The organism is Spirulina sp. CCY15215 (assembly GCF_016888125.1).
GTDB lineage: Bacteria > Cyanobacteriota > Cyanobacteriia > Cyanobacteriales > Spirulinaceae > CCY15215.
Map to the genome: position 1 here is coordinate 1 of NZ_JACSWA010000580.1, position 16,186 is coordinate 16,186.

General features: G+C 44.5%; 7 protein-coding genes and 1 CRISPR repeat array. Of the genes, 3 read left to right on the forward strand and 4 right to left on the reverse strand.

Features of this window, described 5'->3' with window-relative positions; translation table 11 throughout:
- Positions 1-5 precede the first annotated feature (5 nt).
- Positions 6-236 (reverse strand): hypothetical protein, encoded by a 231-nt coding sequence (locus tag JUI58_RS20560; RefSeq protein WP_204105689.1) that lies wholly within the window; start codon positions 234-236, stop codon positions 6-8.
- Between the two features lie 70 nt (positions 237-306).
- Here JUI58_RS20560 and JUI58_RS20565 point away from each other — a divergent pair, with 70 nt between their 5' ends.
- Positions 307-660: a hypothetical protein gene (locus tag JUI58_RS20565; RefSeq protein WP_204105690.1), complete on the forward strand. Its 354-nt coding sequence runs from the start codon at positions 307-309 to the stop codon at positions 658-660.
- Here JUI58_RS20565 and JUI58_RS27880 read toward each other — a convergent pair.
- The 3 genes from JUI58_RS27880 to JUI58_RS20580 form a co-directional block, all read right to left on the reverse strand.
- Complete coding sequence (locus tag JUI58_RS27880; protein ID WP_348539943.1) at positions 643-1,929, reverse strand: MFS transporter; 1,287 nt, start codon at positions 1,927-1,929, stop codon at positions 643-645. The genes JUI58_RS20565 and JUI58_RS27880 overlap by 18 nt on opposite strands.
- Positions 1,930-2,025: 96 nt before the next feature.
- Entirely contained in the window at positions 2,026-3,324 is a 1,299-nt protein-coding gene (gene ctpC / locus JUI58_RS20575) for a carboxyl-terminal processing protease CtpC (protein WP_204105691.1), read from the reverse strand.
- A gap of 122 nt (positions 3,325-3,446) precedes the next feature.
- Positions 3,447-8,681: a hypothetical protein gene (locus JUI58_RS20580; protein ID WP_204105692.1), complete on the reverse strand. Its 5,235-nt coding sequence runs from the start codon at positions 8,679-8,681 to the stop codon at positions 3,447-3,449.
- A 159-nt stretch (positions 8,682-8,840) separates the two neighbouring features.
- Between JUI58_RS20580 and hemB the strand changes: the two genes are divergently transcribed.
- Both hemB and JUI58_RS20590 read left to right on the forward strand, forming a co-directional pair.
- Positions 8,841-9,845: a porphobilinogen synthase gene (hemB, locus tag JUI58_RS20585; protein WP_204105693.1), complete on the forward strand. Its 1,005-nt coding sequence runs from the start codon at positions 8,841-8,843 to the stop codon at positions 9,843-9,845.
- Between the two features lie 427 nt (positions 9,846-10,272).
- A CRISPR array of direct repeats spans positions 10,273-13,949; the repeat unit is 37 nt; unit sequence GTTTCAATTACAATTAATCCCTATGAGGGATTGAAAC.
- A gap of 105 nt (positions 13,950-14,054) precedes the next feature.
- A complete protein-coding gene (locus tag JUI58_RS20590) occupies positions 14,055-15,968 on the forward strand; it encodes a BamA/TamA family outer membrane protein (RefSeq protein ID WP_239121614.1) in 1,914 nt (637 codons plus the stop codon).
- Positions 15,969-16,186: the final 218 nt, after the last annotated feature.

A 16,186-nucleotide genomic window follows, 5' to 3' on the forward strand; every position in this document is an offset into this window, starting at 1 on the left:
AAATGCTACCCATATTCTAAATCCTCTAGTTGCATCTCAACTAAATTTTTCTGAACTTTAACATTAGCGATCGCCGTGAGAAGTCGCTTTTTATTAATCTCAGAACTCAACAGATATTCTGTTTCATCAAGTTCAGAGACGATAATTTCAATTTCTTTATCGCCAAAATTAGCTTTTAGTTGTTCTAAAAAGCGAACATCTAGTTCGTTTGCTTTAACACGATAAACAGTGTGCATAGTTCTAATTGGTTTTGTAGGTTAGTTTTAATATTATACTCAATGGCTGTGAGGCGATCGCCTTTTGGGTGTGGGAAGTTGGTGGGATCTCTTTCCATTTTATGACAATCTATTGACCAGTCGCTGTTCTTGTTTCTCCGAGAGTGAAAAACAATACTGTCATTCCTTGCAACTTCAAGGTTTAGGAGAATCGGCACAAGAACTAATCGCTATCAAGCAATTACAAGACGAAGATAAATATTCGGAACTCATCGATCGCTACAATGGAAATCCTTTATGGTTAAATATTATAGCTGCAATGATTGAAGATTTATTTAATAGTAGTATCGCTCAATTTTTATCTTATCCCACCCTGTTTTTAGGAGATTTAGAACCAATCCTGCACGAACATTATCAACGTTTAAAATTAAACATGATTTTCTAGGGCATAAATATCTTTACTCCTTCCCGTAGCAAAACGAAAAGAATGGGAAATATTTTTACTCGATTGAGTGAGAAAAAGCCCGATCGCCATTAAAGCCACGATCGCAGCCCCTGAGAATATCCCCCGATAATTGAGAAAAGCAGCAAAAGAACCAAAGAATGGACCCCCTAATGCTAAACCGAGATCGAAGCCACCAATACAGAGGGCAAAGGCTTGTCCTTGTTGGCTTGCAGAAGAGCGATCGGCGACCAAAGCGACCATTGCAGTCAACAGGCTACTGCGTCCAATTCCCTCCGCCATCCCTGCAATGATAAACTCGGGGACAGTGTTCGCATTAATCAGGATTATCATCGCCAGCAAATAAGCAAGCAAACTCCCCGTCACAAAAATTCCCCGCCCAAAGCGATCGGAGGCTCGTCCGACATTACCTCGAACTGTAAAATCAGCAAGGGCTGAAGCCAGATAAAATAACCCTGGATTCAAGTTTGCCCCGCTATCTCGAATAAAGGCTGGCAAAAAAGTAGTTACAGTTCCGAAGATAATTCCCACGGATAGCATAGTGAGAGCAGGAGTTCTGAGTTCGCGACCTTGTAAAAGTTCCGACGATCGCGTGAGGATAAAAGTTTTCAGCAGCGATCGCGCCAAGGAATTTAAAGCAACTAAAGGCTTTTTGCGGGTTAGATCGGAAGGCGATCGCGCAACTTCTCGAATTTGACTGGCAAAAATAGTAGCAAAAATCCCTAAAATTCCCGAAACAATAAATAAAACCGAATACCCAGCAAACTCGACAATATAACCCCCTAAAACTGGTCCCAAGGTCATCCCCATCGGCAAAACCAGCATCATCGCCCCCAGAAGTTCTCCTCGCTTTTCTTTGGGAGATAATTCCACCACTAAGGTACTGTATCCCGTGGTCATACCAGCAACGCTAATCCCGTGCAAAGCGCGAATTACAACCAATATCGGTAAAGAAGGAATTGTGAGATAACCAAAAGGAGCTAAAGCCACGGCGATCGCGCCAATTTGGATGACTAACTTGCGACTGCGGCGATCGGCCCATTGCCCTAAAATCCCTCGCAACAGTAACAAACCAATCGCAAAACTACCCATTACCAGACCAACTTGCTGTTGATTTGCCCCCAGAGACTCAATATAAAGAGGAAGGGTGGGTAAAAGCACGGTTAAACTCACCCAAAAACACAATCCTGTTAGAAAGAGAAAGAAAAAATTGCGGCGAGTTGATGGGGGAAGGGTGCGAAAAACTTTCACAGATTTTAAAATTGTGAGGGATATCGTCACTGTAGGGCGGTCATCCTGACCCCTTGCTACCCGTTTTTATAAAACGTAAGATATGCCCCTTGAGTTTTATTGCGCGATCGCCTCAACCGGCAACGCATTCTCGCCACCCCCCGCAAGGGTCTTTTGGAGAACCTCCAAGGCCTTACTAAATTGCGGATCTTTTACTGTACCCAAATTAGTGATATTCGCTTGCAATTGCTTACGTTCCTCCTCCGACATTTCCTGAACGACATCGGGAGGAATACCTTCCTTATTGATATCTCGACCGCTTGGTGTGAGATACTTGGCGATCGTCACCGCTAACCCAGAACCATCGCTGAGGGGTCGAACCGATTGTACCAAACCCTTGCCGAAAGTTTGCGTCCCGACTAATTTCGCCCGGTGGTTATCCTGCAAGGCACCGGAAAGAATTTCGCTGGCACTTGCGGAACCTCCATCCACCAAAACCACTAAAGCCTTATCGGTTAAAGCTCTATTCTGAGCCTCTTTGCGGTCTTGTTCTCCTTGACGGTTCACCGTTGAAACAATTGTGCCTTCCTTGAGCCACATTCGTGCAATATCTATACTCGAATTTAACAAACCCCCTGGATTAGAGCGTAAATCCAAAACATACCCAACAACTTTTTCCCTTTCCAACTCTTGGATCGCGTCGCGCATATCCCGTGCAGCGTTAGCATTAAACTGATTGAGGCGAATATAACCCACCGCCCCTAAATTGGTATTTTCTACCCGCGATCGCACGGGGTGAATTTCAATCGTGTCTCGGGTAATGGGATAATCAATTTCTTTCTCTCCCCTTTGAATTGTGAGGGTGACAGAAGTTCCTCGTTCGCCGCGAATGAGTTGAACCGCTTCATTGACCTCCATGCCTAACGTATCGCGTCCGTCAATTTTGGTAATAATATCCTTGGCCAAAATCCCTGCTTCAAAAGCCGGACTTTCTTCAATGGGAGAAACAACGATGAGGCGATCGCTTTTTTCATCTTTGGCAATTTGAATTCCCACCCCGGTTAACTCTCCCGAGGTGTCGATCTGCATATTTTGAAACTCTTCGGGGTCCATAAAGCGGGTATAGGGGTCTCCGAGTTTCCCCAACATTTCCCGAATCGCTTCGTAGGCCTGTTCTGGATTAGTATAATTGCGTCCGAGATATTCCGTGCGAGCCGATCGCCAATCAACTTGATTGAAAGTAGCATCGACATATTGACCATCGATAATCTGCCAAACTTCATCGACCAGTTCCTTGGGACTTTCGCTGAAAAAGGCTTGACTCTTGGACAGGTGGATTCCCGCTCCTGTTACTGCTACCGTGGTTAAAACGACTGCCGTTGCGCCAAGGACTAGCCCGCGTTTTGTAAATACCATAAGTTTTTATCGTGCTGACGGGGAGGGTGCATTATTCCTACTCTAGCACAGTAATTCTATTGCTGTTGCAGGATTCTTTTCCTTCTACGGGAAATAAGCACCAATTTCCGCAAAACTAAGGCTTAGGGAAGGGCTTCTCGATCTGCACAGAGCGCCCGATCGCTGGCTTGTACCATCGTGCTATGGCGTAAATAGTCTTCTAACCAGTTGCAGCTTTTTTCCACCAGAGCAGCCAAGTCTAAAGACCAAATTATGGCAGTACCATCTTTACTTGCCGTGGCGATCGCGCCTCCATCCAGACTCCAATCAATGCCTACCACCTCCCCTTGATGAGCTTCCCAAGTGGTCAATAAAGAGTCATTAACGTGCCATAACTCCACATCATTATCCCAGGACACCGTTGCTAAAATTTCCCCGGTTGGAGCGGCGGCAAAACGGCGGATACTGTCGGTATGGCCTTTGAGACGAGCCAAGAGGCGATCGCGATCGCCCCAAAAGGAAATAGCATTATCGTATCCTCCCGCCGCCAGCACAAACTTACTGTTATTCTCCAGCAAGTTACCCAAGGGGAGAAAATGCAGATCCATAGTCCAATTGCCGCGATCGGCTACGGGGAGGGGAGTCCATGCCGAAAAGCGATCGCCCTCTCGTTTCCACCAATAAATTCCCTCCTCGCCTCCGGTGACTAAAATATTGTCTTCTGGACTAAAAGCAACAGCATGGACACGCTGACGATGACGTTGTAGTGTTTGTTGTCGTTTTCCTTGAGGACTCCAGGTTTTGACGGTGCCATCCCAACTGCCTGAAACCAAGAGGTTTGAGTCAAAACTCCAATCTAAATCTGCGACTCGATCTTGGTGTGCTGGTAAAGTGGCCTGTAATTGTCCTTGAGAATTCCAGATTTTTATTGTGCCATCCCAACTGCCCGAAGCAAATCCCATTCCATCTGGGGCAAAACTCAGGGTTTCAATGGGTTGAGAATGGGCAGAGATGCTTTTTAATTTTTCCCCTTTTCTTGTCCATAAGACAATGGTGCCATTTTCTCCGGCTGTAACGATTAATTCTCCGTCGGGGGAAATGGCAACATCGCGAATGCCTGTCGCCTTATTATCTTGGCGATCGCCGGTTTCTGATGGGGAATCCTGTAACAGTAAACGAGGATTACCGTTTAAATCCCAGATTTTAATGGTTTTATCAAAACTCGAAGAAGCTAGTTTTGTGCCATCTGGATGAAAGCGTACTCCTGTTACCCCGTCGCGATGAGAGGCAAAGGTTTCTAAAAGTTGTCCTTGGGTATCCCAGAGTTTAATTGTGCCATCGTAACCCGCAGAGGCTAGTTTTGTGCCGTCTGGACTGAAACGAACAGCTAAAACTCCCTCGCTATGATCCGCGAGAGTTTGTAAGACATTGCCGTTTAAGTCCCAAAGTTTAATGGTGCCATCGCGACTAGCGGAGGCGATCGCCTCGCTGTTAGGGCTAAAAGTAACATAAGAAACCCCTTCTTCATGTCCCCGAAAAATATCCAGCAATTCTCCAGAAATACTCCAAAGTTGTACACCGCGATCGCTGCCTGCTGCTGCGAGAAACTTACCATTGGGGCTAAATTCCACCCACTGTACTGCCCCCATTCCTGCTGCAAGGGTGGCGATCGCCTCTCCGGTAATTGTTTGTAATTGAATCTTGCCATCTTTGCCGGCAGTTGCGAGGTAATTTCCATCGGGGCTAAAACGAACATTATAGATTTCCCTGTCCTCTGTCTCTGGGGAATGACGAAAAGTGCGAGGAGAAGGGATCGGCAATTTTTCCGGACCGGAAGTGTTACAAGCAGGGGCTGGAAATTGCCACAGTTGCACGGTGCCATCCCAACTACTCGAAACGACCCGCAGTTCCTCGGGGGTTTGATATAAGTCAACACTGGTAACGCTATCTTTGTGACCTGGGAGAGTATGCAGCAAAGTACCATCTTCGCACCACAATTTCACCGTGCGATCGCGGCTGGCACTGGCCAGAATACGGCCATCCGCAGAAAAGGTGACATCCCAAATCACCTCCTTATGACCAAAAAAGCGATTGCGTTCTTTTGTGCCATGCAATGCCCGTTCGAGGGCTGTGATCGTCTTAAACTGGGCGATCGCATCGATATTTCCTCGTACCTGCAAAGGAAATATTTGCCCTCTCTCTTCTCTCTTGCCTATTCCCTCTTCCCTAGTAACTGATAATAACTGGCGACCGGCTTTCAAGGCAGAAAGAAGCGCGTCAAAGTGTCGCCCAGAAACGAAGAGAGATTCCGAGGCTGCACTTTCTGCTAGTAAATTAGCTTTAATCAGTTCTTGTTGGGCAATTTGTTGTTGGTGATGAGCGTGCCAAGCGGAATATCCTGCAATTAAAGCCAGAAAGGTCATTGCTGCGCCAATTGAGGAAGCCTTCAACCGTTGTCTGCGTTCCCTTGCCAATTCTTGCTGCTGACGTTCGAGACTGGCTTCGATGGTGCGGGTAAAATGGTGATGATATTGTTCTCGGATGGGTGCAACAAAATAATCTCGAGCCAATTGGTAGCGATGTTCGGGGTCTTCGGGAAAGCGAAAAACTAGGCGAGAATTAACGAGAATTTCTAGAATTGAACTTAATAGTAATGGTGCATTGATGGCAGATAAGGGATGGGCGGATGTTTCCTGAAATGTCCCCAGAACCGACAAAAGTTCGCTTTGAGTTTTCAGGGGACGAGTATCATTTTCTGCGGTGAGGGCAAAGAGAGTGCGCCAAGCAATATCTTGGTTTTCTGTGCCGCAGTCGGCAACAATGGCGAGAAGCGATCGCGTCACTAAGACGGTTTTGGGCTGTTCTCCCAGGGCTTGATAATCTTTGAGGGTATCAATGCGATCGGTTTGCAACTGTGCGCCGACGAGGTGGAGTTCAATGGGACGCACGCTACCCCGTTCTTTAGCTAAATCTTTGACAAAGGCATCAATTAGGGCAGGTTCGAGATGAAATTGGGAATTTTCCGTGAGATGCACGATCGCACTTTTAGTTTCTTGGGGGGTTAAATCTTTTAAGGAATAGCGGTTGTGGCGATCGAGGAGATTATTATCGATGACGGCAAGATCGACAAGGGTTTCAATTTCTAACAGGTGATGCAAATAGTCTTCTCGAATTGAGAAAATTACTTTCACAAAAGGGATAGAGAGGGCATCTCGGAGAAATTCATAGAACTTTTGACGCTGTTCTATTTCGGGACAGAGGAAGAAAAATTCCTCAAATTGGTCAAAAATAAATAAAGTGAGAACCCGATCGCTGAGGTAATATTGCAACTGCTGTAAGATGCGCCGAGGTTCTTCTGCTGAGGGAAAGGGAGACTTTTGCGGTAAAGTTGCGATCGCTTTGTTAAAAAGGCGACAAAGGTTTTCTTGCCAATGGCGATAGGTTGTTTGTAGGATGGGCAGGGCATTACGAGCGGCAATGGGTTTTTCCTGAAGAGTTGCCAGCAAACATCCTCGCAGGAGACTGCTTTTGCCTACTCCTGAAGCCCCATGTAAAATTGTTAATTTGCGTTCCCTGCGGCTGAGGGTTTCAATTAGGTCTTCCACTATAATTTGACGACCAGAAGCGGCGATCGCTTCTTGGGAACGGCGATCGATGGCATTCCACCACAAACTTGCTCCAAAGGCGGTAGAGTCGTCAATAGAAGCCAAAGGATAAAGCCCATGAAAGGCGCGTAAACCACAATAATGCTCGACAAACTGCCGTTCTTGTTTGAGGGCAAAGGCCAGTTTATACTGCTGATTTTGACAGTAGAGCGATCGCAACTCTTCTAAAACTTCCAAATATAGGCGTTCTTTTTCAATGGGGGTATTGTTCCCAAGATCGCTATCCCTGGGTCTAGACCAACGATCTAAGAGGAGTTGACGCGCATTCTGCAACTGTTCGATCGCCTCCCCATTTTCCCCTTGACGATGTTTAACTCGAGCTAATAAAAGTAAATAGCCCGCACGATCTTGGTGAAGCGGATAAGGGGCTTTTTGCATGGCAGCAAGGGCTTGTTCTATCAAATTTTCCGCTTTTTGCCACTCCTCTCGCTCTAGGGATACTTTAGCGAGAAATCCCAAGGCGCGAGGTTTCAAGGTTGGCGATCGGCGATCGGCGATCGGGTTCAGTGCATAGAGGCTCAAACCTTCAAGCGCCGCCCATTCTCCCAATTGTTGCAGAACAGAACCCAATTGAACGATTAACCCCGTGGCAAAGTCGGGTTGGTGTTTAACGGTAAAAATTTCTAAACTCGCCCCAAAGCATTTTTTAGCATTTTGCCAAGCCTCTGAGGCTGTGGCGGGATTTTGTTGTGCTATGCGGCAATAATATAAGCCCAAGTGGAAAAGAAGCAAACCTTTTTGATCTAAAAAAGGATTGGTAATGTGAGGGGTGCGAGGAAGAGTTAATGCTCCTGTTCTAGGCGATCGGGGTTGAGGGGGTTTCTGGGGAGTATCTTCTGGGGGGAGAAGCCAACTCCCAATGCCCCAATATCCCGTCCCCCGACACCAAAAATTGAGGCTTTTCTCAAAATGAGTCAGAGCCTCATCGAGACGATTTTGCTGGTAGGCATCCCGAGCCAAAATAAAGTGCCAAGTGGCGACGCTGGCGGGGTTTAAGTGTTTAGGAAACGGGGAAAGTTCGCGGCGAGCGCATTCTAATTCTCGGCGAGTGGGGCATCCTGGTGCAAGATCGATCGCCTCGTTGGTTAAAAATTTTTCTGCACCTGCTTCTAAAAGTTGTTGAAAAAGGCTGTCTGTGGTTTGCCACCAAAGGGCTGCCGACTCGCTGAGGGGAAGCTCAAATTTAATTGAAGCTGCGGCCCAACTTTTGAAGTCTGGGGCAAGGCGCGTTAACTTTTGCAGGAGATCGTCTGTTACCCAGATAATAACGGGTAGGGGGAGATGCTTGCGAAATTCATCTCGAACTTGATTGGTAGCTTTCAAAAGGCGATCGGGGTCTTTGACCAATTCTAAACCAAAGACAACGAGGGCGCTAGGTAAAGGCTGAGGGCTGAGGGCTGAGGGCTGAATTTGGTTGTGGTGCTTTTTTGCCGACTCCAAACTCTTTTTCTCTTCTAAAGCATCTAGGAGGGGAGAGAGAAGCGTAGAGATAGAGGGGTTGAGGTGAATGGTTTGGAGAGGCTGTAAGTCTGGCGATCGCAGGAAAACTTCCTCTTGAAATTGTTGCCAAATTTGTTCCCGCAGTCCTTGATAATTGCAACGCACTAAGATAGGGGCAAATTGTCCTTGGGACAGTAAAAGCGCTCTCAATAAGGTTGAAAGCGATCGCGCATTAGTTTTCTTAGCTGTTTGCCCCTTTCGCTGTCGATCCATTACCTATCAATTACCAATTATGCTTAATCTGAAATTAAAGGGGAATTCCCTAGTGGCAATTTGTCTGAGGTAAGCAGGATCGCTTAATAAAACTTCTCATTTGCAGGGTACGTTCCTCTCTACCATAATTTAACGAACCTTTGCTTGTCTCAAAGTTATATGCCCTCAGCAAATTCTACCTCAAACCCCCTAGACCTTGTTCAGCGTCCCCGTCGCTTGCGTCGCATGGCTGCATTACGGCGTATGGTACAAGAAACGCAACTGACAGTTAACGATTTGATTTACCCCCTATTTGTTATGGAAGGGGAAGACAAGAAGGAGGAAATCGTTTCTATGCCAGATTGTTATCGTTATACCCTTGATTTATTGGTTAAAGAGGTGGCTGATGCGTATAACTTGGGGATTAATGCGATCGCCCTATTTCCCCTCGTTGCAGATGAGAAAAAGGACAACCAAGGCACAGAAGGTTATAATCCAGAAGGTTTGGTACAGCGTAGCATTCGCGCGATCAAAAAAGAAGTCCCCGAAATTGTTGTTATTACTGATGTCGCCCTCGATCCCTTTTCTTCCTATGGTCACGATGGCATTGTAGAAGATGGGGTGATTCTCAACGATGAAACCGTCGCAGTTTTAGTGAAAATGTCGGTTTCCCAAGCAGAAGCCGGGGCAGATATGGTGGCACCATCGGATATGATGGACGGTCGTATCGGTGCAATTCGAGCCGGTTTGGATGACGCGGGATATACTGATGTCGGCATTATTGCTTATTCTGCTAAGTACGCTTCTGCCTATTATGGACCCTTCCGGGATGCGTTAGAATCAGCCCCTAAGTTTGGGGATAAAAAGACCTATCAAATGGATCCGGCAAATACCGATGAAGCGATGAAAGAAGTCGAGTTAGACATCGAAGAAGGGGCAGATATTGTTATGGTTAAACCTGCTTTGGCTTATATGGATATCATTCGCCGGGTTAAGGAATATAGTGATGTTCCTGTGGCTGCTTATAATGTGAGTGGGGAATATGCCATGATTAAAGCTGCCGCACAAAAAGGGTGGATTGATGAGAAAAAGATTGTTTTGGAAACCCTAACCAGCATGAAACGGGCGGGGGCGGATCTTATTCTCACTTATTTTGCCAAACAAGTCGCCTTGATGTTGAAATAATTTGTGAGTTGGTCAAGGCAGGACAAGAGTTAAGTTTACTTTTGCAGGATGATGGCGATCGCTTGCTTTATCTTTTCGGCCAGATTCATTGGTATTGGGTCTTGCTTACAGATTAGCGGGTAAGATGCGCTTACCGTCATTCTATTGTTATTGGTTGTGGGATAACTGCTTCATTTTGCGGATACCGGGGGGTATCATTTTGAATTCCCAATTTTAGGAGGGGTCAAATTCAGGTCTGGTCTGGGTTTGACCTTGTTTTTGCAGATCGAGGGGTATCCGCAAACGCTGAATGCTTTATCTGGTCTGGGTTTTCGGGATATTTTTTCTTTAGCTCTTGCCAAGGCAACGCCTGAAATGCTATAGTTACTCTCGGTATCCGCAAACGAACCTTGAAAACTAAATACCACAAGGGTTTCACTATCGGGCAGTTTCAATTACAATTAATCCCTATGAGGGATTGAAACAACGACGGCGTTCCCGGTATGGTTGAGTTTACCGTTTCAATTACAATTAATCCCTATGAGGGATTGAAACCAGCAGCCCCGCGCGGTGGCAAATATCTCGGAATAGTTTCAATTACAATTAATCCCTATGAGGGATTGAAACTCTCCCCAGAATTTATAAGCCTTGTAACACAGGAATGGTTTCAATTACAATTAATCCCTATGAGGGATTGAAACCTAATATGCTCTCACATACAGCGCTATCAGTTTTGGTTTCAATTACAATTAATCCCTATGAGGGATTGAAACTTTATAAAACAGATGTTCTCCACATCGGGGATACTGATGTTTCAATTACAATTAATCCCTATGAGGGATTGAAACACAGCTTTTTCAAACGGGACTCCCACCGACACAGGATGTTTCAATTACAATTAATCCCTATGAGGGATTGAAACCCTCCAAGCCAAGACCTTCCCCCCGCTACCTTTCCGTTTCAATTACAATTAATCCCTATGAGGGATTGAAACTCCCCGTAACCTGTACTGTGCATCAGTGCAATACCACTAAATGTTTCAATTACAATTAATCCCTATGAGGGATTGAAACCTACAGAGAAACAAATCCAAGCGAATCATGAAAATAAGTTTCAATTACAATTAATCCCTATGAGGGATTGAAACAAATTTTGCCCCGCAATGACATGAGCCATCCGCTCGTTTCAATTACAATTAATCCCTATGAGGGATTGAAACAGATCGGCTTGATTTTTTGCTTCGTAGAGATAATCTTCTAAGTGTTTCAATTACAATTAATCCCTATGAGGGATTGAAACGGAAGAATATTCTCAGTTTGCGCTCGATGAAACGTGTTTCAATTACAATTAATCCCTATGAGGGATTGAAACCGGGTTATTACCCAGCAAATGTAAGGGGTATAATGTTTCAATTACAATTAATCCCTATGAGGGATTGAAACTACATCACTGCGCGTTTTTAATATCCTTGAAGAAAAACGAGGTTTCAATTACAATTAATCCCTATGAGGGATTGAAACTACAGAAAAATGCTTTTTCAAGTCGATTAACTGGGGTTTCAATTACAATTAATCCCTATGAGGGATTGAAACTTTATAAACCCAAACACCTGAGTGGGGCGATCCGGGTTTCAATTACAATTAATCCCTATGAGGGATTGAAACCACTCGAAGCGCACTACCCACGCTTTCTTCCCATGTTTCAATTACAATTAATCCCTATGAGGGATTGAAACATGGTCGATCATGATACTCGACTTAACAATACAAGTTTCAATTACAATTAATCCCTATGAGGGATTGAAACAAGGGCATTTTCGTCGCCTGTATGAGAATATGCCAGGTTTCAATTACAATTAATCCCTATGAGGGATTGAAACTTTTTCGATTCAGCCGCGACTTGCTTATAGCCAGTTTCAATTACAATTAATCCCTATGAGGGATTGAAACCTATCTCCCTTGTATTCGCAACGGATTTCGCTCTGCGATTTAGTTTCAATTACAATTAATCCCTATGAGGGATTGAAACTTGAATTTAATCTCTATAGGAGTAACAGGAATCCAAATAGCGTTTCAATTACAATTAATCCCTATGAGGGATTGAAACATTCTTAGGAACCCTGAAAATGATTTTAGACTCCCCCTGTTTCAATTACAATTAATCCCTATGAGGGATTGAAACTCTCAACTTTAATCAAGAACCACGATTTGAGCAATGCAAGTTTCAATTACAATTAATCCCTATGAGGGATTGAAACGAGCTAACCAGTTGAAATCAGTTGGCAACCAGTTGTTTCAATTACAATTAATCCCTATGAGGGATTGAAACGTTCCTGGGCGGTCTTTCTCTGGTCGTGGGTCCGGGTTTCAATTACAATTAATCCCTATGAGGGATTGAAACGATGTACCATTGCTCGAGCTTCTCCCAAATATCGTTTCAATTACAATTAATCCCTATGAGGGATTGAAACGGTGGGAGTTTGTTGCTGCGAATTCCCCCCAACGAGTTTCAATTACAATTAATCCCTATGAGGGATTGAAACTCCTAAAACTTTTTTTGGAAACCTCTTGACAAGTTTCAATTACAATTAATCCCTATGAGGGATTGAAACCCCATGAATGGCAATCCCCCGCTTCATGTTGCGGTTTCAATTACAATTAATCCCTATGAGGGATTGAAACCTATTTTAGGGAAAGTTTTCTTGACTATCAAGAAAGTGTTTCAATTACAATTAATCCCTATGAGGGATTGAAACCTCGAAAAACAACGGCCAAAAAGTCCTTTTTGCGTTTCAATTACAATTAATCCCTATGAGGGATTGAAACGCGAGAGGCAAAAACATCCCCTTTACCTAATCAGTTTCAATTACAATTAATCCCTATGAGGGATTGAAACTTGGAAATGTGTGTCCGATATTAGCCATATATCACGTTTCAATTACAATTAATCCCTATGAGGGATTGAAACTTGCTATCCTAAGATTCTGGGGATTAGGGACAGGTTTCAATTACAATTAATCCCTATGAGGGATTGAAACTTATCCCCATCCATGTCCTTGTACGTTCCAGCTAAGGGTTTCAATTACAATTAATCCCTATGAGGGATTGAAACAAAGATAGGCTATAATCAACTAGAGTTTTCAAGAGTTTCAATTACAATTAATCCCTATGAGGGATTGAAACTTCACCCGCGAAGTACGGACCACTGAGCGATTTGGGTTTCAATTACAATTAATCCCTATGAGGGATTGAAACTTTTAGCTTATAGCTTAGGCATCTTCGCTTATATAGTTTCAATTACAATTAATCCCTATGAGGGATTGAAACTGCCCCTTATCCTAATAATCCTAATAATCCTTTGTTTCAATTACAATTAATCCCTATGAGGGATTGAAACTTTGCTGTAGATAGCTAACAACAAAAGAATCGGTATCAAGGTTTCAATTACAATTAATCCCTATGAGGGATTGAAACTTCCTTAAAAAGGAAGGGGATTTTTTGAGTGTATTGTTTCAATTACAATTAATCCCTATGAGGGATTGAAACAAGCAAATAGCGGGGATTTTACCCCCGCTATCAAAGTTTCAATTACAATTAATCCCTATGAGGGATTGAAACGAGCCAGTTGTCTTGTATCTCGCATCTTTCGTATGTTTCAATTACAATTAATCCCTATGAGGGATTGAAACGTGACATCGCCTCTTCTGCGGTTTCGCCAGTTTGTTTCAATTACAATTAATCCCTATGAGGGATTGAAACATGGTCGATCATGACATTCGACTTGCCGATATAAGGTTTCAATTACAATTAATCCCTATGAGGGATTGAAACGTATTCTCTTTCTGAAATCGGGGGAATCTTTTTTGGGTCTGGTTTCAATTACAATTAATCCCTATGAGGGATTGAAACAACAACTCTTTTGCTTTTCAAATTAATGGCACGGCGTTTCAATTACAATTAATCCCTATGAGGGATTGAAACTTCCCCTATACCTTCCGATTCTCACACCTTCGAGTTTCAATTACAATTAATCCCTATGAGGGATTGAAACATAATGGTGATCGCTGCGTGGTGGACTAGGCTAATACCGTTTCAATTACAATTAATCCCTATGAGGGATTGAAACCCGATCGCACTTTTCTGAAGCGATCGCGATCGCAACAAACAGGCAAAATCAAATACTTTTCCTGTGACACCCCAATGATCGCCACACCCAGAGAAACTCTTTCCCTTGCCCATAGTCAAAGAGAATAACCTACAGGAAAAAGGGCAAATCATGCGTTTCTCACACCTCCTTCTCTATACCCTCGTCAGCTTCACGATCGCCACCCCTCGGGCGATCGCAGAAACCGCTAATCTCAGCGTAGAAGCCCTACCCGACTTCTCGGAAACCGCTTCGGCTAATACATCCCGTCCTCAAATTACCCTTCCCGATCTTGCCGTCACCGCGACAAATATTCAAGTCAAAGGCGCAGATCCAGAATTAAAAGCAATTGTGCTTAGGTCGATCGCCACCCAACTCGGAAACGCCACCAGCGAAAGCCTCTTACAAAATGACGCAAAGGCGATTTTAAGTACCGAACTTTTTACTAATGTGCAGGTGGGTCATCTCGAAAACGATAATGGTTGGGATATCGTTTATGAAGTACAACCCGCCATCGTGCGATCGCTGAACCTTCAGAATGCAAAAGTGTTGGATCGAGAAACAGCCGATCGCATTTTTGCGGATCAATTCAACCAACCCGTCAGCCCCAGTAAAATTAACGCCAGTATCGCCCAATTAAATCAATGGTACGAAGAAAATGGCTATGCGATCGCGCAAGTTCGTGATGTTCGTACTACTAGAGAAGGTTTATTAAATATTGATGTCGCTGAAGGAGTCGTGCGATCGGTGAATGTGACTTTTCTCGACAAAGAAGGACAAATCACCAAAGGACGCACTGATGAAGACTTTATTAAACAACAGTTACAAGTTCAACCAGGAGAAGTTTTTCAAGTCACCACAGCCCAAGCAGATTTACGCAAACTCTATCAACTGGGACTCTTTCAGAATGCCAATATTGCCCTTGATGGGGATGCAAATCAATTGGATGTAAATTATCAACTCAGCGAAGATTCCGCGCGAGGAGTTAGCGCAGGGGGCGGTTATAGCGAATCTACGGGGATTTTTGGTACTGTCAGTTATAACGATCGCAATATTGGCGGTATTGGTCAAACCCTCGGGCTAGAAATTACGGCCGGGACTCGGGATCTGCAATTTTCCAGCAATTTTGGCAATCCTTATCGCGCCACTAACCCCGATATGCCTGGCTATAATGTTAACGCTTTTCGCAATCGCGGTATTTCCACGAATTTTCAGGAAGAAGTGCTTTTGGCTAATGGCGATCGCCCCCGAGAAGGACGTTTTGGCGGTGGTGTCAACTTTAATGCCCCCGTGGGAGAATGGCAAGCCAGCGCCGGATTGAATTACGCACAAGTGAGCATTCGAGATAGTGACGGCAATCTCGCCTCGAGCGATCGCTATGGAAATGCCCTCTCTGTGACGGAAAAAGGCATTGATGACCTAGTGACCGTTCAAGCGGGAATCGCCCGGGATTTGCGCGATAATCCCAGCAATCCGACTTCTGGTTCTGTTCTGAGTGTCTCCACAGAACAATCTCTTCCTGTGGGTCAAGGTACGATTTTATCCAATCGCCTCGAAGCCAATTATTCTCACTTTACCCCGACTCAGATATTTGACGAAAAAAATCCCGAAGTTATTGCCCTCAATGTACAGGGAGGAACAACTATCGGCGATCTCCCTCCTTACCGCAACTTTACCCTAGGGGGGACTAACTCCGTGCGGGGTTATGATTTCGCTGAATTGGGAGGAAGTCGCAGTTATTTCCTCGCTTCTGCTGAATATCGCGTTCCTTTGTTCGCCTCTCCGGTAACGGGAGTGCTTTTTGCAGATTTTGGCACTAATTTAGGGTCTTCCAGTCCAACTTTAGGAGAAAATGGGGTAGAGGAAATCGCCAAAGGCATCGGATTCGGTTATGGTGCGGGTATTCGGCTTAATTCTCCCGTAGGAGTCATTCGCGCTGATTTTGGTTTAAGCGATCGCGGTGACAGTCGCCTTCATTTTGGCATCGGTCATCGTTTTTAACCTTTATTTAGTAGAAATGGGCGTATTGCTTATGCCCATTTCCGGTACACACCCCAAATTTATCGACCCCAAATATTTGATATTTCACCCAAAAATTACCAAACGCGATCGCATTTCCTCTCCAAGATAAATCCGATAAAGAGACGCGATCGCCTTTATTGGAAAAGGGTGCAAGCATTGCACCCCTACGGTAAAACGATAGAATTGGGAGGTTTTGT

Excerpts from the sequence above, each read along its gene's own strand:
- JUI58_RS20560 (WP_204105689.1), bottom strand. The coding sequence starts at position 236 with ATGCACACTGTTTATCGTGTTAAAGCAAACGAACTAGATGTTCGCTTT.
- ctpC (WP_204105691.1), bottom strand. The coding sequence starts at position 3,324 with ATGGTATTTACAAAACGCGGGCTAGTCCTTGGCGCAACGGCAGTCGTT.
- JUI58_RS20580 (WP_204105692.1), bottom strand. The coding sequence starts at position 8,681 with ATGGATCGACAGCGAAAGGGGCAAACAGCTAAGAAAACTAATGCGCGA.
- hemB (WP_204105693.1), top strand. The coding sequence starts at position 8,841 with ATGCCCTCAGCAAATTCTACCTCAAACCCCCTAGACCTTGTTCAGCGT.